Source organism: uncultured Amnibacterium sp. (genome assembly GCF_964250715.1).
In the GTDB taxonomy this organism is placed as follows: Bacteria; Actinomycetota; Actinomycetes; order Actinomycetales; family Microbacteriaceae; genus Amnibacterium.
Map to the genome: position 1 here is coordinate 119047 of NZ_CAXUGX010000001.1, position 21989 is coordinate 141035.

Here is a 21989-nt window from a genome sequence, read left to right on the forward strand (position 1 = left end):
CCCGCCTGTCGCGCTATGCGGTGACCGGCTCGTAGGAGCAGATCGCGTCCACCTTCTGCGCGGAGGCCGAGGTGGGGTCGAAGCGGTAGTTCAGCCACTCCTTCGCCAGCCGGCGGGCCAGCTCGATGCCCACCACCCGTTGCCCGAAGCACAGCACCTGGGCGTCGTTGCTGAGCACCGCGCGCTCCACGGAGTAGCTGTCGTGCGCCGTGACGGCGCGGATGCCCGCCACCTTGTTCGAGGAGATGGCGACGCCCAGGCCGGTGCCGCACACCAGCAGGGCGCGATCTGCGCGGCCGTCCGCCACCATGCGCGCCGCCTCGACGGCCACGTGCGGGTAGTCGGTGTGCCCGTCGGCGGTCACGCCGACATCGGTGACCTCGGAGACGCGGTCGTCCTGCTGCAGGTCGGCCTTCAGGATGGTCTTGTAGTCGTATCCGGCGTCGTCGCTGCCGACGACGATTCGCCACTGCTCAGCCATGGTCTCTCCTTCGTGTGGTCGTGTGGTCGGTGGTCGTCTCACGATTCTGCGCGCTTACTAGCCGTTCCGGATGCGCTCGGCGATCCGCGCGGCGATGCGCGCGAACGAGACCGCCCCGGGATCGGGGTGACCGATGCTCTTCTCCGCGAGCGGCCGGGCGCGACCGAGCTTGGGCTTCAGGTCGGCGGTGGCCTGCGCGGCGGACTCGGCGGCGTCCGCGGCGGCCGCCCAGGCGTCCGCCAGTGAGGCGTTCTGATCGGCGGCGTGCTGCAGCGCGTCCACCAGCGGCGCGAAGGCGTCGATCAGGGTCTTGTCGCCGACCTGCGCCTTACCGAGCCGCTGCACGGCCTCGAGTGCGGCCGCGGTCGCCCGCGCGCTCGCCTCGGTCGAGCCCACCTGCTTCTCGCCGGCCAGGCTCGCGCCGGCGCTCGTCAGCAGCACGCCCCAGATCGCTCCGGAGGTGCCGCCGGCGTGCTCCGACCAACCGTCGCCCGCCTCCGCCAGCAGCGGTCCGATACCGGCGCCGCGCTCCGCGGCGTACTCTGCCGACTCGACCGCAGCCGTGACTCCGCGGGACATCCCGATGCCGTGGTCGCCGTCGCCGGCGATCGCGTCCAATCGGCCCAGCTCGTCGGAGGCGGCGATGATCAACTCCGCCACGTCCTGCAGGCCGGCGAGCACCGCCGTCGCCTCCGCGGCGTGCCGGGTGTCCTCGTCGGCGAGGTCGTCCTGCTGCGCCTGCGCTTCGTCGCGGTCGGCGGTCGCGGCGGCCTCGGCCGTCGCCGGAACCTTGGTGTACGCCGGGCTGGAGGCCGGCGCCGCCCACAGCTCCAGCAACTCGTCGTCGAGCCAGCTGAGGGTCAGCGAGACCCCGGACATGTCGAGGCTCGTCGTCGTCTCGCCCACCTCGGGCTGCACGATCTGCACACCGGCGTCGCCCAGCCGCTCGGCAACCAGGCCGTACAGCACGAACAGCTCCTCGTACTTGAAGGTGCCGAGGCCGTTCAGCAGCACGACGGCGCGATCGGGGGAGCCGTCGGGCCGCTGCGCCAGCAGCCGCTCGGTCAGCAGGTCGGCGAGCTGCTCCGGCGACGGCAGGGGCAACTCCTCGATGCCCGGCTCGCCGTGGATGCCGAGGCCCACCGACATGGTGCCGGGATCGACCGTGAAGAGCGGTTCGTCGGCGCCGGGCAGGGTGCAGCCGGCGAACGCGACGCCGAACGAGAAGGTGTTCGCGTTGGCCCGGCGTGCGACGGCCTCCACGCCGTCCAGATGCTGCCCCGCCGCGGCGGCCGCTCCGGCGACCTTGTAGACGACCAGGGCACCCGCGATGCCGCGGCGCTTCGCGACCTCGTCCGCGCCGCCGCTTGCGATGTCGTCGGTCACCTCGACGACGCGCACGTCGATCCCTCCGGCGCGCAGCCGCTCCGCGGCCTGGCCGAAGTTCAGCACGTCGCCGGCGTAGTTGCCGAAGGTCAGCAGCACACCGCCGCCGTGCTCGGCCGCCTTCGCGACGCGGTACACCTGGCCGCCGGAGGGGGAGGCGAACACGTTGCCGTACGCGGCGCCGGTCGCGAGCCCCGGGCCGACCAGGCCGGCGAACGCGGGGTAGTGCCCCGACCCTCCGCCGATCACCACGGCCACCCGACCCTGCGGCTCGTCGCCGCGGCGAACCACGCCGCCGTCCACGCGGCGCAGCGCGGGGTTCGCCGCGAGCAGGCCGGTCAGGGCGCGGTCGGCGAACGTGGTCGCGTCGTGCTGCAGCGTGGTCACGGCGTCTGGTGCCCGGTCTCGGCGGGAGGGGTCGCGGGCGCGGTCGACGGAGCGGTGGCCGGCAGGATGCGGCGCAGATACTCGCGGTTCATGGCGCTGACGCCGATGCCGTCGCCGCCGTAGTGCTCGCACACGAACGTCCCGGTGAAGCCCAGCGCGACCGCCTGGCGCACGACGCGGCGGTAGTCGATCAGGCCCAGTTCCAGCGGCGCAGGTGTGGAGAACACGGCGCCGGTCGCCGGATCCTCGTCGCGGGAGTAGTTCTTGATGTGCCAGTAGTTGGCGTGCGGCAGCACCGCGGCATAGGTCGCGGCCCAGTCCACGAGCGGCCGGTGCAGCCGGATCAGGTTGCCGACGTCGGGGTTCAGGCCCACGTTCGGCAGGCCGACCTCCGTGACCATCCGCACGGCGCTCTCGGCGGTGCCGAGGTAGGTGTCCTCGTACATCTCCAGGGTCAGCTGCAGGCCGAGGTCGGCGGCGTGCCGGCCCAGCTCCTGCACGCGGCGCACGACCAGGGCGAAGTGCGTAGCGTCGTCGGGATCGTCGCGCGCCCCGGGCTCCAGCCAGAACCACATCGCCTGCTTCTGGGCCGGGGTGAGTGCCTGGTGGAAGCCGATGGAGACGATGCCGGCCCCGAGGCGGGCGGCGGAGTCGAGGGTGCGGTGCGAGTACGCCAGGTTCTGCTCGCCGTGCTCGGGGTCCGTGACGCTGGAGCGGACGATGGCGACCGAGCCGGGCGCCAGGTTCGCTGCCCGGCCGGCCTCGGCCAGCTCGTCCACGCGCTCGCCGGTCAGGTCGCCGATCCGCAGCCAGTTGTCGTTGACCTCGACGCGGTCGAAGCCGACGTCGGCCAGCTCGGCGAAGGTCGCGGCCCACGCCTGCCCGGAGTCGTCCTGCACGCGGCTGCCGTCGGGGTGCACCGCCGGAAATTGCAGCATCGCCCCGGCGATCGGCCAGTTCTCGCGCGTCAGGGGGGTCGATACGGCGGAGGGATCGAGCGGCGCGGGTGACAAATCGGACTCCTTCGTCCCGTCGGGTGCGAGCGATCCGATCCTAGAACGCGTCCATCCCGCGTTCACCGGCCGAGGAATTCAGGAGAAATCGAGAATTGAGGGCCGGATCAGCCGGTTCGCGCCTTCATTTCGCAATTTCTCCTGAATCCCTCAGCAGGCAGGCAGGCAGGCAGGCTGCTCAGACAGCGGCGTGCTGCCGGCGGCGCAGCACGACTGCGGCCACGACGAGCGCGCCGACGGTCAGGGCGACGCAGCTCGCGGCCAGCGCCACCGGGACGCCGATCAGGCCGCCGATGAAGCCGACGGTCACGCCGCTGCCCACCCGCAGCCCGTTCGCCGCGACGCTGTACACGCCGATCACCCGGCCCCGCTGCTCCGGAGCCGCGCGCAGCTGCACGACCGTCTGCCCGATCGACATCGCCGCGATGCTGGCCACACCGGCGACGAACAGCAGCAGCACGGCGATCACGAAGCTGCTGGTCAGGGCGAAGCCGAGCGTCCCCAGCCCGAAGACGACCGTGGTCCAGACCGCGGCGCGCACGTCGGGACGCAGCCAGCCCGTCGCCTCCAGCACCAGGCCGCCCACCACGCCACCCGCACCCGCCGCGAACAGCAGCAGGCCGTAACCGAGCGGCGAATCCGGCCCCGCCAGCGCGTCCGCGAACACCGGCATCGCCGACTGCAGCGCCTGCCCGACGAACAGCGAGGTGAGCCCGGCGAGCGCGATCATGGCGACAATCGTGCGGTCCGCCGCCACCTCGCGCAGCACGCGGACGGAGTCGAGCAGCCCGACCCGCGGGCGGCGCGCGGTGCCGTCGCGGCGGTGCCCGGTGGCGCGGGTGCGGAACAGGAAGATCGTCAGCGGCAGATAGATCGCGGCGTTGACGAAGATGCCCGCCTCGGGTCCCAGCCCGGTCAGCAGGGCGGCGCCGACGACCGGCCCGAACAGGATGCCCAGGCTGCGGAAGGTGGCGTTCAGCCGCACGGCGCTCGGCAGCGTGGCGGTGCCGACGAAGTCCTGCAGCATCAGCTGCTCCGCCGGTCCCCACAGCGAGCCGGCGATCCCGTGCAGGACCAGTAGCACGCAGGCCGCGGGGATGGAGAGGGTGTGCGTGACGAACAGCACGCCCCAGGCGATGGAGACGAGTACGAACAGTCCCTGCGCGGCCTGGATCACGCGGCGGCAGTCGTACCGGTCGGCCAGTGCGCCGAACCAGACGGAGAACAGCAGGAACGGCAGCCAGTGGCTGATCACCTCGAAGCCGACAAGGGCGGGGGAGTGGAACTGCTGCCACAGCACCCAGTACGTGATGACGTGCTCGACGTTGTCGGCCATCATCGACAGGCAGCCGCCGACCAGGTACGTGCGGCAGTCGGGCACCCGCAGCGCGGCGAAGCGGATCGGCGCCGCCGCCGCTCCTTCCTCGGCACCCCCTCCCTCCGCCGAGGAATTCAGGAGAAATCCAGGACTGCGGGCCGGATCAGCCGATTTGCGCCTTCGTTTCTCAATTTCTCCTGAATTCTTCGGCGGGAGGCGCACGGGAGGGAGAGCGGAGGGAGGGGGCGGGCCGGGTTCAGCCGCGGCCGACGAACGGCATCTTCGTCGCCATGATCGTCAGGTCGGCGACGTTCGTGTGCAGCGGCAGACCCGCCATGTAGAGGACCGCGCGGCCCACCTCCGCGACGTCCATCACCGGCTCCGGCCGAACCGTGCCGTCGGCCTGCGCCGCCCCGCCCGCCAGTCCGCTGCCCATCGAGGTTGACGCGTTGCCGATGTCGATCTGGCCGCAGGCGATGTCGTAGGGCCGGCCGTCGAGCGATGTCTGCTTGGTCAGGCCCGTCACCGCGTGCTTCGTCGCGGTGTAGGCAATCGATCGCGGCCGCGGCGAGTGCGCCGCCATCGAGCCGTTGTTGATGATCCGGCCGCCCTGGGGCGTCTGGGCGCGCATCACCCGGAACGCCTCCCGCGTGCACAGGAAGACGCCGGTCAGGTTGACGGCGACCACCGCGTTCCAGTCGGCCAACTCGAGCGCGTCGATGTCGGTGGGCGGGGTACCCGTGCCGGCGTTGTTGAACAGCAGGTCCACTCGGCCGAACCGCGCCACGGCCCCGTCGAACAGGTCGCGGACCGCCTGCTCCCCGGTGACGTCCGTGGGGACCGGATGCAGCGAGCCCGGCAGGTCCGCGCCGGAGTCGGCGACCTGGCGCAGCGCCTCCGCCCGCCGTCCGGCCAGCACCACGTTCCAGCCGGCAGCCGCGAGCGTCGTCGCGACCGCCGCGCCGATGCCGCTGCCCGCGCCGGTCACCACCGCCGTGCGCGCTGTGTCCGCCACTGAGTCCCCCTCTGTGGGTGCCATCCGACCCTCCGCTCGCCGGGCCCCATTCTGTCGGTCGCCGTCGAGTCGGCGCCGTGCGCCGTGGGACCCTGATCGAGCAGCAGATCGCCCACGGCGGAGAGGCCGACACGATGCCGTTCGAACCCATCCCGGCCGACCGCTGGCCGGACGCGCCGGCCCGCTACCCCGACCCGTCGTTCCGGGTGCTCGACCCGCGGTTCGAGCACGTCGTGCTGCACAACGCGGCGGTGGAGCGGATCGCGACCGGGTTCGTCTGGACCGAGGGTCCGGCCTGGTTCGGCGACCACGACTGCCTGATCTTCTCCGACATCCCGGCGGACCGGATGTACCGCTGGGACGCGAAGTCGGGGGCGACCTCGGTGTTCCGCGACCCGTCCGGCCACGCCAACGGGAACACCCGCGACCGCGCCGGCCGCCTGATCACCTGCGAGCACCTGGAACGCCGCGTCACCCGCACCGAGCACGACGGATCGCGGACCGTGCTCGCGGACGCCGTCGACGGGGTGCCGCTGAACGCGCCCAACGACGTGATCGTCGCACCCGACGGCGCGGTCTGGTTCAGCGATCCGGGCTACGGCATCCTGACCGACTACGAGGGGCGGCGGGCGGAGCGACAGCTGCCGCCGGCCGTGTACCGGGTCGACCCCGACTCCGGCGCGATCGAGCGCGTGCTCGACGACCTGACCGGCCCGAACGGCCTCTGCTTCTCGCCGGACGGCACGCGCCTGTACGTCGTCGACTCCAGCGGCCCGCCGCGGGGCATCCAGGTGTACGACCTGGTCGACGGCCGGCCCACGGGCAGTCGGCCGTTCACGGACATGCGCCCCGGCTCCTCCGACGGCATCCGCTGCGACATCGACGGCAATCTGTGGGCGGCGGCGACCGTGGGCGGCGACGGGTTCGACGGCGTGCACGTCTTCGCGCCCGACGGCACGCTGATCGGCCAGATCGTCCTGCCCGAGATGTGCTCCAACCTCTGCTTCGGCGGCCGCCACGGCAACCGCCTGTTCATGACCGCCAGCAGGTCGGTCTACGCGGTCTACGTGCACACCCGCGGCGCCTGACCCGCCGCGCCGACCCCTCCGCACCGCCCGTCCTCCGCCGAGGAATTCAGGAAAAATCGCGGAATGAAGGCGCGACACGCGCGGATCTGCCTGCATTGCTCGCGATCGCCTGAATTCCTCGAAGTGGAGTGGAGGATCGGCACCCGATGGGAGGGGCTGGCAGACTTGACGCCCGTCCCGGATGCGGGCGATCCGCCTTGGTGTAACGGCAGCACGACAGCCTTTGGAGCTGTTAGGACTAGGTTCGAATCCTGGAGGCGGAGCAGCGTCAGCAGCCGGTCCGGGCTCCGCCGTGCGGCGACGGACAGGTGAGGACGGCCCGATGACCGACTCGCAGTTGGCCGTCGTCGTGCTCGCCGCGGGTCAGGGCACGCGCATGCATTCGCGCGTGCCGAAGGTGCTGCATCCGATCGCCGGGCTGCCGATGATCGCGCACGTTCTCGGCGCCGCAGTGGCGCTGCAGCCGGCGCACCTGCTGGTCGTCGTGCGCCACGAGCGGGACGCCGTGGCGGCCGCCGTGCAGCAGGCAGCGCCGACGGCCCGCGTCGTGGACCAGGACGAGGTGTCCGGCACCGGCCGCGCGGTCGAGGCGGCGTTGGCCGCGCTGCCCGACTTCGGCGGCGACGTGCTGGTGCTGAACGGCGACCTGCCGCTGCTCGACTCGGCGACCGTCCAGGCGCTGCTCGACGCTCATCGCGACGGCCGGGCGGCGGCGACCGTGCTCACCGCGCGCTTCGCCGACCCCTCCGGCGCCGGCCGTATCGTCCGGGGCGCGGACGGCGCGATCGTCCGCATCGTCGAGCATCGCGATGCGACGCCGGCCGAGCGGGCGATCGACGAGGTCAACGCCGGCGTCTACGCCTTCCGCACCGACGGCCTGGCGCCGCGCCTGGCCGCGCTCGGCACGGCGAACGATCAGGGCGAGCGGTACCTGACCGACATCGTGGCCGCGCTGCTGGCGGAGGGGGCGTCGGTCGCCGGGTTCGAGGCCCCCGACGAGCGCACCGTCGCCGGGGTGAACGACCGCGTGCAGCTGGCGGAGGCTGCCGCCCACCTGAATGCCGCGATCGTGCGCCGCTGGCAGCAGGCGGGCGTGACCGTGCAGGATCCGGCCACTACCTGGATCGACGTGACCGTCACCATCGCCGAGGACGTGACGGTGCTGCGCAACACGCACCTCGCGGGTGCGACGGTTATCGCCCGCGACGCGATCGTCGGCCCCGACAGCACGCTCACCGACTGCGAGATCGGCGAGGGCGCGCACATCCGCAGCAGCGAGGCGACCCTGGCCGTGGTCGGTGCACGCGCGGAGGTGGGTCCCTACAGCTACCTGCGCGCCGGCACGCTGCTGGGTGCGGACGGCAAGATCGGCGCCTACGTCGAGACGAAGAACGCGCAGATCGGCGCCGGTACCAAGGTGCCGCACCTCAGCTACGTGGGCGACACCGTGGCGGGGGAGCGGTCCAACATCGGCGCCGGCACGATCACCGCCAACTACGACGGGGTCGACAAGCACCGCACGGTCATCGGCTCCGATGTGCGCATCGGATCGGGAAGCACCCTGATCGCCCCGGTTAGTGTGGGCGACGGCGCCTACACCGGTGCCGGCGCGGTGGTGCGCAAGGACGTGCCGCCTGGCGCACTGGCCCTCACCGTGGCTCCGCAGCGCAACATGGCGGGCTGGGTGGAGTCGAAGCGTCCGGACAGCGCGGCGGCACGGGCCGCGGCCCGCGCAGCGGAGCAGCAGACGGCGACCCCTCGGGCCGCCGGGCAGGACGAGGCGGCCACCCGGACCGCCCGTGATGCAGGAGAGGGCGACCGGACGTGACCGGCATCAAGGCCACCGGAGAGAAGCGGCTGGTGGTCGTCAGCGGCCGCAGCCATCCCGAGCTGGCCGAGGCGGTCGTGCGGGAGTTGAACACCACCCTGCTGCCGGTCGACGCCCGCACCTTCGCGGACGGCCAGATCTACACCCGCATGGACGAGAGCGTGCGCGGCTGCGACGTGTTCGTCATCCAGAGCCACGGGTCGCCCATCAACGAGTGGCTCATGGAGCAGCTGATCATGGTGGATGCACTGAAGCGCGCCTCCGCCAAGCGCATCACCGTCGTCGCTCCGTACTACCCGTACGCGCGCCAGGACAAGAAGCACCGCGGCCGTGAGCCGATCTCCGCCCGCTTGATCGCCGACCTCTTCAAGACCGCCGGCGCCGAACGCATCATGTCGGTCGACCTGCATGCGGCGCAGATCCAGGGCTTCTTCGACGGTCCGCTCGACCACCTGTTCGCGATGCCGGTACTGATGCATCACATCCGCGACACCGTGGACACGCAGAACCTGGTCGTCGTCTCGCCCGACATGGGCCGGGTGCGCGTGGCGGACGTGTGGAGCGACAACCTGCACGTGCCGCTCGCGATCATCCACAAGCGGCGCGATCCGATGGTGCCGAATCAGGTGTCGGTGCACGAGATCGTCGGCGACGTCGCCGGCAAGATGTGCCTGGTCGTCGACGACCTGATCGACACGGGCGGCACGATCGTGAAGGCCGCGCAGGCGTTGAAGGAGGCGGGCGCGATCGGCGTGATCGTCGCCGCGACCCACGCGGTGTTCTCGGGCGACGCCGTGCAGGTGCTGAACTCCGAGCACATCCATCGGCTGATCGTCACGGACACGCTGCCGCTGCCGCCGGAGAAGCGGTTCGAGAAGCTGACCGTGCTGCCGATCGCCCCGCTGATCGCCCGCGCGATCCACGAGGTGTTCGAAGACGGCAGCGTCACCTCCATGTTCGACGGCGCCGCCTGACCCGCGCCGCTCAGTCACTATGGACGCTCGGGTACCGGAGGGGGAGCGACCGTGAGTGAGCCGACCAGGCTGCCGCCCGCGGGGTGGTTCCCGGATCCGAGCGGCAGCGGCCGTCAGCGGTACTGGGACGGCACCGCCTGGACCGAGCACACCGCCGAGACGCGACCCGCTGCCGCACCGGCCGCGATCGAGCAGCCGCCCCTGCCGGACGGCGCGCGCGTGAACACGCTGTGGGCCTGGCTGCTCGCGTTCCTGCCGCTCGTCACCCTGATCTCGCTCCCGCTGCTCGACCTTCAGGCGTTCATTCAGAACAGCCTGAATTCGGCCGCCGACCCCACGGCGACCCTGCGCCAGTTCTCGAACGCGGGCCTGCTCCTCTCCCAACTGATCGGCGTGCTCGCCATCGCCGCCACGGTGGTGTTCGCCGCCCTCGACCACCGCGCGCTGCGGGCCGTCGGCATCGTGCGGCCGTTCCATTGGGCGTGGGCGTTCCTGCAGCCGACGTACATGATCGGCCGCGCCGTGGTGCTGCGACGGCGGGTGCACCGCGGTTCGGCGCCGACCTGGGTCTACTTCGCGGTGTACCTGCTCGTGCTCATCATCACCTTCACGGTCATCGGCATCGCGCTCGCCGCCGCCTTCGCCGATTTCGACCCGTCGTCGTTCAGCTCCGCGGGCCTCAGCAGCGGCACCTGAGCAGCGGCACCTGAGCGGAATCGCATGACGGCCGACGACGCGGCGCTCACCGACCTGCGCACGCAGATCGGAGCTGCACTGCACACGCCTCCGGCAGCCGAGGTGACCGGCTCGGGCAAACTGCGGTCGGTCTTCCCGATCTCTGCGCTCGCCACCGCTGCGATCTGCGCAGTCGCCGACCAGACCGCCGCGCTGGCCGGCCAGAACACCGCGCCGGTCGTCGACCGCGCCCTCGCCGACGCGTGGTTCGTGCAGGCGCTGCGCCCGGTCGGCTGGAAGCTGCCTTCGCCCTGGGATGCGGTCGCCGGCGACTACCGCACCGCCGACGGCTGGATCCGCCTGCACACCAATGCGTCGCACCATCGCGCTGCCGCGCTCCGCGTACTCGGCGTCGCCGCCGACCGAGCGCTCGTCGAGCAGGCGGTCGCCCGGTGGGGCGCCGACGAGCTGGAGTCGGCGGTGGTGGGCGCGGGCGGAGCAGCGGCGACGATGCGCAGCGCCGCCGCGTGGGCCGCACATCCCCAGGGCGTCGCGGTCGCGGTCGAGCCGCTCATCGGGCTGGAACGCACCGAGAGCGAGAGACGCATCGGCAGCGAGAAGTCGGGCTCCGCGCACCGCATCCCGGTGGCAGCCGCAGCCCGGCCGCCCGCTCGCCGGCCTGCGCGTGCTCGACCTGACTCGGGTGCTGGCCGGGCCGGCCGCGACGCGCGTGCTGGCAGGCCTCGGAGCGACGGTGCTGCGCATCGATCCGCCCGACTGGGACGAGCCGGCGATCGTCCCGGAGATGACCCTCGGCAAGCGCACCGCCCGCCTCGACGCCCGCGAGCCGGGCGGGCGGGCGCAGCTGCACCGGCTGCTCTCGCAGGCGGACGTGCTCGTGCACGGATACCGCGCGGGCGCGCTCACCCACCTGGGCCTCGCGGCGGACGAACGCCGCCGGATACGGCCGGCACTCATCGACGTCGCCCTGACCGCCTACGGCTGGACCGGTCCCTGGGCGAACCGGCGCGGTTTCGATTCCCTGATACAGCTGTCGACGGGGATCGCGCAGGCGGGCATGCAGGCCGCGGCAGCGGACCGGCCGGTGCCGCTGCCCGCCCAGGCGCTGGACCACGCGACGGGCTGGCTGCTCGCCGCGGCGGTCCTGCGAGGAGTGCGCGATCGCGCGGCCGACGGGCTCGGCACGACCGCGCGGCTGTCGCTCGCGCGCGCCGCGGCGGCGCTGCAGGGTGTGGCGCCGTCCGCATCGGCGGCCCGCCTGGAATCGGCCGATGCGTCGACCCTGCCCGCCGACCGGATCGACACTCCGTGGGGCGCGGCCGACTTGCTGCACCCGCCGTTCACGGTGGCGGGCGTCGAGTTCGCGTTCCGCGCAGGTCCCGCTCCACTCGGCAGCGATCCGGCGGAGTGGCCGGAAACCTGAGCGAGACCGGCCGTTCCGGATCTGGCGTCCCGCACATCTGCTCGCGCGGGTTGCGTCGTACGGTGAACCCGCCGCACCAGGACCCGCCGCACCAGGACCCATCGCGCCAAGGAGAGGACAACCCATGCCCACGATCGTCACCGCCGTGTTCACGCCGAAGGAGGGGGCGAAGCAGTCGCTGATCGAGGCGTTCGAAGCCACCATCCCGGCCGTGCATGCGGAGCCCGGCTGCGAGCTGTACTCCATCCACGACGCCGAGGACGGCACCATCACCATGATCGAGAAGTGGACGACGCGCGAGCAGCTCGACGCCCACGGTCGGGGCCAGGCGGTGGCCGCGCTCGGCGCCGCCGCGGGCCCCTACCTGCAGCAACCCGCGGTCGTCACGTTCATGACGCCGCTGCCCGCGGGTACTGCGGAGCAGGGCGCGCTCTGACCTGAGGGCGCCCCGGTGCATGGGAGAGGCGCCTACAGTTCGCTCCAGCCCGCGCTGAACGGTACGCCGGAAGGGGATGCGCGTGATCGTCACCCTGCTGTTCATCGGCCTGGTCGGCGGGCTGATCACCGGGATCTCGCCCTGCATCCTGCCGGTGCTGCCGGTCATCTTCCTGTCCGCCGGCGCGCAGGCCGCCCGCCCCAGCACCTCCGGCAGCACCACCTCCGGCCCCACCACGTCCGGCAGCACGACCTCCGAAAGGCCGGTGCCGCCCGCCGCGCCGCCGAACAGCGAGCTGTGGGGTTCGACCACCCAAGCGCCCACCGCTGTCGTCGCCACCCGTCCGGTCGCCGCCCAAGCGTCCCCGCAGGTCTCCAGCTCGCGCCCGTTCCTCGTGATCGCCGGCCTGGTGGTCAGCTTCAGCGTCTTCACCCTGATCGGCACCCTGGTGCTGTCGCTGCTGCACCTGCCGAGCGACCTGATCCGCTGGGCCGGGCTCGTCGTGCTGATTCTGATCGGCCTGGGCCTGATCGTGCCCCGCCTGGAGGCGCTGCTGGAGCGGCCGTTCGCCCGGCTGCCCCGACGGAACGTCGGTACCGACCGGGGCGCGTTCGGCCTGGGGCTGGCGCTCGGCGCGGTCTACGTGCCCTGCGCCGGACCGGTGCTCGCCGCGATCACGGTCGCGGGTGCGACGGCCCGCATCGGCGCCTCGACGATCGTGCTGACCCTCGCGTTCGCCGTCGGCTCCGCCGCCCCGCTGCTGGTGTTCGCGCTCGCCGGACGCCGCGTCGCCGAACGCGTGCGCGCCTTTCGTGCCCGGCAGCGGCAGATCCGCGTTGTGGCGGGCGTCGTGCTGATCGCGCTCGCGGTCGGGCTCACCTTCAACGTCACCGACGCGATCCAGCGGGCCATCCCCGACTACACGGCCGCGTTGCAGCGGGCGGTCGACGATCCCGGTGCGCTCGGCAGCGGCGCCGGCGGCGGCGCCGACGGTGGATCCGCCAGGCTCAGCACCTGCGTGGCCTCCGCGCCCACCGGCCTGACCGACTGCGGTCCCGCGCCCGCACTCGCCGGCCTGACCTCGTGGAGCAACACCGCGCAGAACGCGCCGCTGACCCTGAAGGCGCTGCGCGGCAGGGTGGTGCTGCTCGACTTCTGGGCCTACTCCTGCATCAACTGCCAGCGCGCCATCCCGCACGTGGAGGCGTGGTCGAAGGCGTACGCGACGGCCGGCCTGACCGTGATCGGCGTGCACGCCCCCGAGTACGCCTTCGAGCACAGCGCGGCGAACGTGCGGGCCGGCGCCGCCCGGCTGGGCATCACCTATCCGGTCGCGCTCGACAACGACTTCGCCACCTGGAAGGCATATGCGAACGACGCCTGGCCCGCCGACTACTTGATTGACGCGAGCGGCGCGGTCCGCTCCGTCGCTCTGGGCGAGGGCGACTACGGGCAGTCCGAGCAGGACATCCGCACCCTGCTGACCGCCGCGCGTCCCGGAGTCGCCCTGCCGAAGGCGACCGACGTGGCCGACACGACGCCGACGAATCCTGCCCAGACCCGCGAGGCGTACCTGGGTGCCGATCGCGCGCAGACCTTCGCCGGCGGCATCCTCACGCCCGGCAGTCGCTCCTACCGCTATGCCGCCCTGCTGCCGCAGGATCAGTTCGCGCTCAACGGCCGATGGACCATCACGGGCGAGTCGCTGACCGCCGCCGCCGGCAGCGGCCTTGCACTGCACTACAACGCGGCCAAGGTGTACCTGGATGTGGGCGGCACCGGCACCCTCACCGTGCAGCGCGGCGGACGTACTACGCACTTCGCGGTGTCCGGCGCACCGAACATCACGGCCGTCGTCGACGACACGAAGGCCTCGCGCGACACCGTGCGCATCACCCTGTCCAAGGGCCTGTCGGTCTACTCGTTCACATTCGGATAAGCGCCTGGCACGTTCGGCTGAGCCGACCGGCACCCCTCGGCTGCGCCGCGCCGTCCAGTCGCCGTTCGGCTGCCGCTCAGTACCCTCGGAAGCGGTCATCAGGCGCGGACGGTCCTGCCTGCGGCTCGGACGGAAGGCGCACCACATGCAGTACCGCTACCTCGGCAACTCCGGGTTCAAGATCTCCGAGATCACCTACGGCAACTGGCTCACCCACGCCAGCCAGGTCGAGAACGACCAGGCCATCGCCTGCGTGAAGGCGGCGCTCGAAGTCGGCATCACCACCTTCGACACGGCGGACGTGTACGCGAACACCGGCGCGGAGTCGGTACTCGGCGAAGCGTTGAAGGGCGAGCGTCGAGCGGGCCTGGAGATCCTGACCAAGGTCTTCGGGGCGACCGGCCCCAAGCAGCACAACGACGTCGGCCTGTCCCGCAAGCACCTGTTCGACTCGATCGACGGGTCGCTCACCCGCCTGCAGACCGACTACGTCGACGTGTACCAGGCGCACCGCTTCGACTTCTTCACGCCGCTGGAAGAGACGATGCAGGCGTTCGCCGATCTGGTGCGGATGGGCAAGGTGCGCTACGTGGGGGTCAGCGAGTGGACCGCGGACCAGCTGCGTGCCGGAGCCGCGCTGGCCAAGGATCTGGGGTTCCAGCTGATCTCCAACCAGCCCGAGTACTCCGCCCTGTGGCGGGTCATCGAGAGCGAGATCGTGCCGACCTCGAAGGAGCTCGGCATCTCCCAGGTCGTCTTCTCGCCTATCGCGCAGGGCGTGCTGACCGGCAAGTACGTGCCGGGCGCCGACCTGCCCGCGGGCAGCCGCGCGACGGACGAGAAGGGCGGTGCCGGCTCGATCCAGCGCTGGCTGCGGGACGACGTGCTGACCGGCGTGCAGCAGTTGCAGCCCATCGCGAAGGAGTTGCACCTCTCCATGGCGCAACTGGCGGTCGCGTGGGTGCTGCAGAACCAGAACGTGGCCGCCGCGATCGTCGGCGCCTCCCGGCCGGAGCAGGTGCGCGACAACGCGGGAGCATCCGGCGTGCAGATCCCGGAGGAGTCGATGAATCGCATCGACGCGGCGATCGGCGGCGTCGTGGAGCGCGACCCGGCCCGCACGGCGGAGCGCTCACCCAAGCAGCGCGAGGCCTGAGCGTCGGGCATCGTTCCGGCGCGGGACATCCGCGTGGTGGACGGACAGGCGATCAGATCCGGTCGTGCAGGGTGACGTGGTATCCGTCCGGGTCGGCGAAGGCGAAGGTGCGGCCGAAGGGCCCGTCGAACGGGTCCGTGACGATCGGCACTCCCGCTGCCTTCAGGGCGTCGTGCACGTCCTGAGCGTCGGGCGCGTGCAGCCAGACGGCGACACCCATCCCCGGGTACGGAGCCGCGTCCAAGTCGACGTCGGCGTCGGGCGGCCGGACGGCGAGCGCGATCGGCTTGGTGTCGAACACCACGGCGTTCGGCGGCCCGGCCTGCCGCTGCAGCCCCAGGTACTCCTCGTAGAACGCGGCGGAGCGCGGCACGTCGCGCACCTGCAGCGCGATGAAACTCGGTCCGGTGACCGTCATGATGACTCCTTCTTTGTCACTTTCCTGACACGCGGAGTATGTCAGGCTTCTGACATGAGTCAACACGGGGAGGTCCAGCTGGCCGGCTCGGTCGGGTACCTGCTGAAGGAAGCGGCCTACGGGCTGCGCGTCGCGCTCGACGCGGTGCTCCGCCCTCTGGACCTGAGCGTGACGGAGTACTCCTGCCTGGAGCTGCTCGCGCAGCGACCCGGACTCTCCAACTCCGAGCTGGCCCGCAGTGCCTTCGTCACCCGACAGTCGATGAACGTGGTGCTGCAGGCGATGGAACGCGACGGGCTGATCGTCCGCCCGGCCCAGGCGCCCGCCGGACGTGCCCTGCCGGCGCAGTTGACGGCGCTCGGCCAGCAGCGCCGAGCGCAGGCGAGCACAGCGGCACGAGCGGTCGAGGACCGCATGCTGACCGGTTTCGGGCCCGGCGAGATCGATCGGCTGCGGGAGTTGCTGCAGGTCTGCGCGGCGTCCGTGAACGACGAGCGACGCGATCCGGTCAGCGCGGGCCGTCCATGAGCTTCGAGCTGGGGGCGTACAGCTTCGGCGTCGCGGGACGCAGCCCGGATGGCGAGGTCGTCTCCACCGCGCAGGCGGTGTGGAACATGCTGGAGCAGATCAGGCTCGCCGAGCAGGTGGGCCTCGACTTCTACGGCGTCGGCGAGCACCACACCGCGGCGATGCCCGTCAGTTCGCCGGCGTCCGTGATCAATGCCGCCGCAGCGATCACGTCGACGATCACCCTCTCGACGGCAGTGAGCGTGCTGTCCACGGACGACCCGATCCGGCTGTACCAGCAGATCGCGACCGCCGCGATCGTCAGCGGCGACCGGGTGGAGATCATCGCCGGGCGCGGGTCGTCGACGGACTCGTTCCCGCTGTTCGGCCACGACCTCGGCGACTACGACCGCCTCTACGCCGACAAGCTGGGGCTGCTGCTCGCGATCAACGACAGCGAACGGGTCAGCTGGGAGTCGCCGTTCCGCCCGCCCCTCGAGGACGCGCTGATCGTGCCGCGACCCGAGAAGCCGATTCCGATCTGGCTCGGCACCGGCGGCAATCCGCCCTCCACGGTGCGCGCCGCCCGCGCCGGCCTGCCGGTCTCGTACGGCATCCTCAGCGGCACTCCGCAGTACTGGGGTCAGATGGGCACCCTCTACCGTCAGGCAGGCGAGCAGGCCGGGGTCGAGCCGTCCAAGCTGGCGATCTCGGTCGCCGGCCACGGCTTCATCGGCCGCGACGGCGCCGCGGCGAAGCAGACGTTCTTCCGGCACGAGTCGGCGGCGTACGCGGCCTCCGGCCGGTTCGCCCCCCGCTCCTATGCCGAGGTCGAGGCCGGCTACGCGCCCGGCGGCATGGTGTTCGCCGGCGACCCGTCCGAGATCGCGGACCGCATCATCGACCTGCACCACCACCTCGGCCACCGCCGTCACTTCCTGCAGATGGACATCGGCGGTATGCCCCACGCCCAGGTGCTCAGCTCGATCGAACTGCTCGGCACCGAGGTCGCTCCCCGAGTGCATGCGGAGTTGGACGCCCGGGTCGCGCAGTGATGAGCTGCTTGACGCTCCACTGAGCCTCGACCCCGCGTTCTCACTCACCGACATCCGTGTCGATCAGGTGGAGCGGTCGGATCCTCGCCCTACTGACCGACCAGCGGGTGATCCTCTCGGGCACGATTGTGTCCTGGTGTGACGCGGGTGCGGCGGGCGCACCGGCTCGGTTCCTATCGTCGGAGGGTCCACCGAACCGAGGGAAGCGCCCCTATGACCCGTGCCCGCGTCGTTGCCGTCTCCGGCAGCCTGCATCATCCGTCCAAGACCACCGCGCTCGTCAGCGAGATCACCCGGTCGCTCGGCCGGGTGCTGCCGATCGAGTCGCGGCTGATCCGCATCGACGAGCTTGGGCCGCAGTTCGCCGGGGCGCTGCGCCGGTCCGATCTGCCCGCGCCGGTCGAGGACGCGCTGCGGGCGATCGAGACCGCCGACGTGCTGATCGTCGGCACACCCGTCTACCGGGCGTCGTTCACGGGACTGTTCAAGCATCTCTTCGACTTCGTGGACCAGTTCGCCCTGGTCGATCTGCCGATACTGCTCGCCGCGACCGGTGGCAGCGAGCGGCACTCGCTGATCATCGAGCACCAGTTGCGGCCGCTGTTCGGGTTCTTCCAGGCGCTCACGCTGCCGGTCGGGGTCTACGCCCACGACTCGGACTTCACCGATCATGCCGTCAGCGGCGCCCGCCTGACCGAGCGCATCGACAAGGCGCTGGAGCGAGCGCTTCCCCTGATCAGGTCGTCGTTGGCCGAGTCGCAGCGGATCCGCGCCGAGGTGGAGGCCGGTGATGGCGCCCAGCCGACGACGGCGGATGAACCCCGCCCGGTGCGGCTGATCTCCTGACCCGCCCCCGGCACGCGCAGCCACCCGTCGCGGTGACGGCGCCCATGATCCCTGTCGGCGAACCGGCGATCGACCGCATCGGCGTACTCGGAGTCGGCCGGATGGGGCTCCCCATCGCGACGCGGCTGGCCGTGGCGGTGCCGGTGCGCGTGTACGACCTCGACCCAGCGGCGATCAGGGCTGCGCGTGTCGCCGGCCTCGATGTCGTCGCCGACGCTCCGACGCTCGCCGCTGACGTCGATGTGATCATCGCCGTCCTGCCCGGCCCGGTCGAACTCGAGTCGGCGATGAGCGGCCCGGACGGGCTCCTTGCGTCCATGCCGCCCGGGGCATGTTGGCTCGATCTGACCAGCGGCGACCCCCGGATCAGTGAGCGCCTGGCCGCCGAGGCGGCCGACCGGAACGTGGCGAGTATCGCCGCGCCGATGATCGGGGGAGTCGCCGCGGCGCGCGACGGGTCGCTGCGGTTCGTAGTAGGTGGAGAGGCAGCGGTACTCGACCGGGTGCGGCCGATCCTGGCCCTGCTCGGCCCGGCTGCCGGGATCGACCACGTCGGGACCAGCGTCGGCGCGGGACAGACCGCCAAGCTGCTGGGCAACCTGCTGTGGTTCGGCCAGGTGGTCGCGGTCACCGAGGCGCTGCTGCTCGGGCAGCGGCTGGGGCTGGCACCGCAGGTGCTTCGCGGAACCCTGGCCGCCGGCCCGGGCGGCAGCGCGTTCATCGATCAGCACCTGGACGCGCTGCTGCACGGCGACTACTTGACCGACTTCGGTATCGACCGATGTCTGGAGGAGCTGCAGACCCTGCAGTCGCTCGCCGCCATCGCGGGCGTGCCGTGGGAGCTGTCCAGCACGGTCACCCGTCTGCACGCTGAAGCGCTCGACCGTTTCGGGCCCGTCGGCGGTGAGTTACTCGCGGCCAAGCTGCTGGAGGAGCGCGCCTCAGCCATCCTGCGCGCCGCAGGCGACGGTGGTCTCGGGACGTAACAGAAGCGCTGATCGGCGGGTCGGAACGTCGTCCGATGCCAGGGTGGGGGCCGGGGATCGCCTGACCAGCGGCCGGCCGAGCATCCGTCCTTCCATCCATTGCATCTGTTCGAGAGGGGAACGACCGTGGGGGAAGTGGACGCCGCGGCAGCCGGGAGCGGCCGGGTCGCGCCGATCGTCGGCGGATTCACCACCGAGCAGGTGCACGGCGGCGCCCTGCCCGATGCCGCATTCGGCTCGCGCGTACCGCCCATCTACCTGAGCGCCGGGTTCGTGTTCGACGACTTCGAGCAGGCCCGCGACCGCTTCGACGGCGACGAGAGCGGCTACACCTACACCCGGCTGGGCAACCCGACGAACGCCGCGGTCGAGCGGCGGATCGCGGGCCTGGAACGCGGCGCGGAGGCGATCCTGGTCGGCAGCGGCCAAGCCGCGGTGACCGTGGCGATGCTCGGCCTGCTGCAGGCGGGCGACCACCTGCTCTCCGCCGGCAGCATCTACGAGGGCAGCCGCAATCTGTTCCTGCACAACTTCGCCCGCTTCGGCATCGAAGTGGAGTTCGTCGACAACGCCGCCGATCCCGCCGAATGGGTCCGCCGCATCCGCCCCACCACCCGTGCCCTGTTCGGCGAGTCCATCCCGAACCCCAAGAACGATCTGCTCGACATCCGCATGGTCGCCGACATCGCGCACCGCGCGGGGCTGCCGCTGGTCGTCGACAACACCCTGGCCACGCCCTACCTGGTGCGGCCCATCGAGCACGGCGCCGATGTGGTGGTGCACTCGGCCAGCAAGTTCCTGGCCGGCCACGGCACGGCGATCGGCGGAGTGGTCGTGGACGCCGGCCGGTTCGACTGGGCCGGCCGGTCGGAGGAGCAGGGCCCGTCGGACCAGCACGGCCGGTTCCGCCACCTGACGGAGCCCGACCGCATACTGCACGGCGCCAGCTACGTGGAGCGTTACGGGCGCCGCGCCTACATCGTCTACGCGCGGGACATCGTGGCGTCACGGCTCGGCCCGTCCCCGTCGCCGTTCAACGCCTTCCTCATCCAGCAGGGCATCGAGACCCTCTCGCTCCGCGTCGAGCGGCACTGCGCCAATGCGCTGGCCGTCGCGCGGTGGCTGGAGCGGCAGCCGGAGGTGCTCTCGGTCGACTACGCGGGCCTCGACTCCAGTCCCTACCGCGCTCTCGCCGACCGGTACCTGCCGCGCGGCGCGGGTTCCGTCTTCGCGTTCACGCTGGACGGCGGCGAGCCGGCCGCGAAACGCTTCGTGAACGCCGTCGCGCTGTTCAGCCGCATGACGCACCTGGGCGACGTGCGGTCGCTGATCCTGCACCCGGCCTCCACCACCCACGCGCATCGCGCGGCGGACGAGTTGCGCACCGCCGGTATCGGCCCCGGCCTGCTGCGCCTCTCGATCGGCATCGAGGACGTGGACGACCTGATCCTGGACCTGCAGCGCGGCCTGGCCGCAGTCCGTGCGCCGGCGGTGCGCGAGCCCGCCGACACCGCCCGGGACCGCTTGGTCCGCTCCGCCTGAAGGGCGAACCATGCCCCGTCAGCAGCACTTCGGCTGGTTCTTCGCCCGCGGCTTCGGCCCACAGGGCTGGGGCAGGCCCACCTACGACTGGAACCATCGGTGGACCAGGCCGGAGCTGTACCAGCAGTCGGTGCGCGAGCTGGAGCAGGCCGGCTTCGACCTGCTGATCATCGAGGACGCCCTGTCGCTGGGGAACCCGCAGACGCTGAACCTGCGCACCCGGCGGGCATACGGCGGCCCCAAGCACGATCCGCTGATGCTGGTGCCGTACCTGTTCGACGTGACCTCGCACATCGGCATCACCCCAACCGTGAACGCGGGCGCCTACCCGCCGTACCTGGCGGCACGGCAATTCGCCACGCTGCAGCACCTGAGCGACGACCGGTTCGGGCTGAACCTGGTCACCGACACCGGCAGCGCCCGGCACTTCGGGCTGGAACCGCTCGGGCACGACGCAGCGTACGACCGGGCGGAGGAGTGGCTCGCGGTCGTGCGTCGGCTCTGGCACAGCTGGGGCGAGGGCGCCCTTGTGCAGGACCGGGCGACCGGCCGCTTCGCCGACGGCGACCGTCTGGACGCGTTCCAGCACGACGGCGAGTACTTCTCCCTCGCCGGTCCGCTGAACGCGGTACCGTTCGACAACGGCGATCCCGTCGTCGTGTCGCCGGGCGGGTCGCCGCGCGGGCTGACGTTCGCCGGAACCCAGTCCGACGTGCAGCTGGCACTGGCTCCGCTGCACATCGAGACCGTGCGCGACTACCGCGGCAGGATCATCGCCGCCGCCGAAGCCGTGGGCCGGTCCGCGGCCGACATTCGAATCCTGTTCGTCTTCGCGCCCGAGATCGTCTCGAGCGCCGAGGAGGCCGATCGCGTGGTGGCCGCCTCCCTCCACCCGGGCGACGACGTGCTGCTGGCGATCGCGGAGGGGCAGTCCAGCGACCTGGAGACCGACTTGACCGGCCTCGACCTGGACCGTCCGATCGATCCGGTGATCTTCGGCGAGCATGTCTCGCGCGGCACGATCAAGGGCCTGCTCGGCCGGGTCGACAGCTTCGCGGACGCCACCCTGCGGCAGCTCTTGACGGCGAAGGCCAAGAAAGGCCGAATCAGCGACCGGTCGGGCTTCGTGGGCACCGCGGAGGAGGTCGCCGACTTCATCGAGCAGTTCGGCGACGAGGCCGACAACGACGGCTTCATCTTCTCCGGCGACCTGCATCCGGTGACCCTGCACCGCATGCTCGACGAGCTCGTCCCCGTGTTGCGCCGCCGCGGCGTGCTGCGCGCGGAATGGGGCGACGGCGGCCTGCGCGCGAACCTGCACGAGTTCTAGCCGCACTGCCTCTCAGCGCACTCCTGCTCAGCGCACTCCTGCTCAGCGCACTCCTGCTCACTGCACTCCTGCTCACTGCACTCCTGCTCAGCTGCACTGGTGCGGCGCAGCGGTGACCAGACGCTTCTGCCCCCAGAAGTGCCGCTGACGTGGGCAACACACGAC

The 21989-nt window shown here is 71.7% G+C and carries 20 protein-coding genes and 1 tRNA gene; 15 read left to right on the top strand and 6 right to left on the bottom strand.

Annotated elements, in window-relative coordinates; genetic code table 11:
• Positions 1-13 precede the first annotated feature (13 nt).
• From ACFE7H_RS00555 to ACFE7H_RS00575, 5 genes are all read right to left on the bottom strand, one after another.
• Positions 14-481 (bottom strand): ribose-5-phosphate isomerase, encoded by a 468-nt coding sequence (locus ACFE7H_RS00555; protein WP_375399244.1) that lies wholly within the window; start codon positions 479-481, stop codon positions 14-16.
• Positions 482-538: 57 nt separating this feature from the next.
• A complete protein-coding gene (locus ACFE7H_RS00560; RefSeq protein ID WP_375399245.1) occupies positions 539-2254 on the bottom strand; it encodes a dihydroxyacetone kinase family protein in 1716 nt (571 codons plus the stop codon).
• The gene (locus tag ACFE7H_RS00565) at positions 2251-3267 is read right to left on the bottom strand and encodes a sugar phosphate isomerase/epimerase family protein (protein ID WP_375399246.1); all 1017 of its coding nucleotides are present in this window, start codon (positions 3265-3267) and stop codon (positions 2251-2253) included. Before ACFE7H_RS00565 ends, ACFE7H_RS00560 begins: the two co-directional genes overlap by 4 nt.
• Before the next feature lie 178 nt (positions 3268-3445).
• A complete protein-coding gene (locus ACFE7H_RS00570; RefSeq protein ID WP_375399681.1) occupies positions 3446-4723 on the bottom strand; it encodes an MFS transporter in 1278 nt (425 codons plus the stop codon).
• A gap of 118 nt (positions 4724-4841) precedes the next feature.
• The gene (locus tag ACFE7H_RS00575) at positions 4842-5600 is read right to left on the bottom strand and encodes an SDR family oxidoreductase (RefSeq protein ID WP_375399247.1); all 759 of its coding nucleotides are present in this window, start codon (positions 5598-5600) and stop codon (positions 4842-4844) included.
• A 77-nt stretch (positions 5601-5677) separates the two neighbouring features.
• On the opposite strand from ACFE7H_RS00575, the gene ACFE7H_RS00580 reads away from it, so the two are divergent.
• The 9 genes from ACFE7H_RS00580 to ACFE7H_RS00620 all read left to right on the top strand — a co-directional run bounded on the left by ACFE7H_RS00580 (position 5678) and on the right by ACFE7H_RS00620 (position 15140).
• Complete coding sequence (locus tag ACFE7H_RS00580; RefSeq protein WP_375399248.1) at positions 5678-6688, top strand: SMP-30/gluconolactonase/LRE family protein; 1011 nt, start codon at positions 5678-5680, stop codon at positions 6686-6688.
• Between the two features lie 191 nt (positions 6689-6879).
• Positions 6880-6951: transfer RNA gene (locus ACFE7H_RS00585), tRNA-Gln, on the top strand.
• A 59-nt stretch (positions 6952-7010) separates the two neighbouring features.
• Positions 7011-8516, top strand: a complete 1506-nt coding sequence (gene glmU / locus ACFE7H_RS00590) for a bifunctional UDP-N-acetylglucosamine diphosphorylase/glucosamine-1-phosphate N-acetyltransferase GlmU (RefSeq protein ID WP_375399249.1) — start codon at positions 7011-7013, stop codon at positions 8514-8516.
• Positions 8513-9490, top strand: a complete 978-nt coding sequence (locus tag ACFE7H_RS00595) for a ribose-phosphate diphosphokinase (RefSeq protein ID WP_375399250.1) — start codon at positions 8513-8515, stop codon at positions 9488-9490. Before glmU ends, ACFE7H_RS00595 begins: the two co-directional genes overlap by 4 nt.
• A 51-nt stretch (positions 9491-9541) precedes the next feature.
• Entirely contained in the window at positions 9542-10186 is a 645-nt protein-coding gene (locus tag ACFE7H_RS00600) for a DUF2510 domain-containing protein (RefSeq protein ID WP_375399251.1), read from the top strand.
• Between the two features lie 349 nt (positions 10187-10535).
• Entirely contained in the window at positions 10536-11609 is a 1074-nt protein-coding gene (locus ACFE7H_RS00605) for a CoA transferase (protein WP_375399252.1), read from the top strand.
• A gap of 124 nt (positions 11610-11733) precedes the next feature.
• Positions 11734-12045: a putative quinol monooxygenase gene (locus ACFE7H_RS00610; RefSeq protein WP_375399253.1), complete on the top strand. Its 312-nt coding sequence runs from the start codon at positions 11734-11736 to the stop codon at positions 12043-12045.
• A gap of 82 nt (positions 12046-12127) precedes the next feature.
• Positions 12128-13984 (top strand): cytochrome c biogenesis protein CcdA, encoded by a 1857-nt coding sequence (locus tag ACFE7H_RS00615; protein ID WP_375399254.1) that lies wholly within the window; start codon positions 12128-12130, stop codon positions 13982-13984.
• A 145-nt stretch (positions 13985-14129) separates the two neighbouring features.
• A complete protein-coding gene (locus ACFE7H_RS00620; RefSeq protein WP_375399255.1) occupies positions 14130-15140 on the top strand; it encodes an aldo/keto reductase family protein in 1011 nt (336 codons plus the stop codon).
• 52 nt (positions 15141-15192) lie between these two features.
• Here the strand turns inward: ACFE7H_RS00620 and ACFE7H_RS00625 are convergent, their stop codons facing one another.
• Positions 15193-15558, bottom strand: a complete 366-nt coding sequence (locus ACFE7H_RS00625) for a VOC family protein (protein ID WP_375399256.1) — start codon at positions 15556-15558, stop codon at positions 15193-15195.
• Positions 15559-15612: 54 nt separating this feature from the next.
• Between ACFE7H_RS00625 and ACFE7H_RS00630 the strand changes: the two genes are divergently transcribed.
• From ACFE7H_RS00630 to ACFE7H_RS00655, 6 genes are all read left to right on the top strand, one after another.
• Positions 15613-16086 carry a MarR family winged helix-turn-helix transcriptional regulator gene (locus tag ACFE7H_RS00630; RefSeq protein WP_375399257.1) on the top strand — a complete coding sequence of 158 codons (474 nt, stop codon included), beginning with the start codon at positions 15613-15615 and terminating at the stop codon, positions 16084-16086.
• Positions 16083-17120, top strand: coding sequence for an LLM class flavin-dependent oxidoreductase (locus ACFE7H_RS00635; RefSeq protein WP_375399258.1), 1038 nt, complete (start codon positions 16083-16085; stop codon positions 17118-17120). The genes ACFE7H_RS00630 and ACFE7H_RS00635 overlap by 4 nt, the downstream gene beginning before the upstream one ends.
• A gap of 213 nt (positions 17121-17333) precedes the next feature.
• Positions 17334-17966 carry an FMN reductase gene (gene msuE / locus ACFE7H_RS00640; RefSeq protein ID WP_375399259.1) on the top strand — a complete coding sequence of 211 codons (633 nt, stop codon included), beginning with the start codon at positions 17334-17336 and terminating at the stop codon, positions 17964-17966.
• Positions 17967-18010: 44 nt separating this feature from the next.
• The gene (locus ACFE7H_RS00645; RefSeq protein WP_375399260.1) at positions 18011-18952 is read left to right on the top strand and encodes an NAD(P)-dependent oxidoreductase; all 942 of its coding nucleotides are present in this window, start codon (positions 18011-18013) and stop codon (positions 18950-18952) included.
• 126 nt (positions 18953-19078) lie between these two features.
• Positions 19079-20494, top strand: a complete 1416-nt coding sequence (locus ACFE7H_RS00650; RefSeq protein ID WP_375399261.1) for an O-acetylhomoserine aminocarboxypropyltransferase/cysteine synthase family protein — start codon at positions 19079-19081, stop codon at positions 20492-20494.
• Between the two features lie 10 nt (positions 20495-20504).
• A complete protein-coding gene (locus ACFE7H_RS00655; RefSeq protein WP_375399262.1) occupies positions 20505-21824 on the top strand; it encodes an LLM class flavin-dependent oxidoreductase in 1320 nt (439 codons plus the stop codon).
• Positions 21825-21989: the final 165 nt, after the last annotated feature.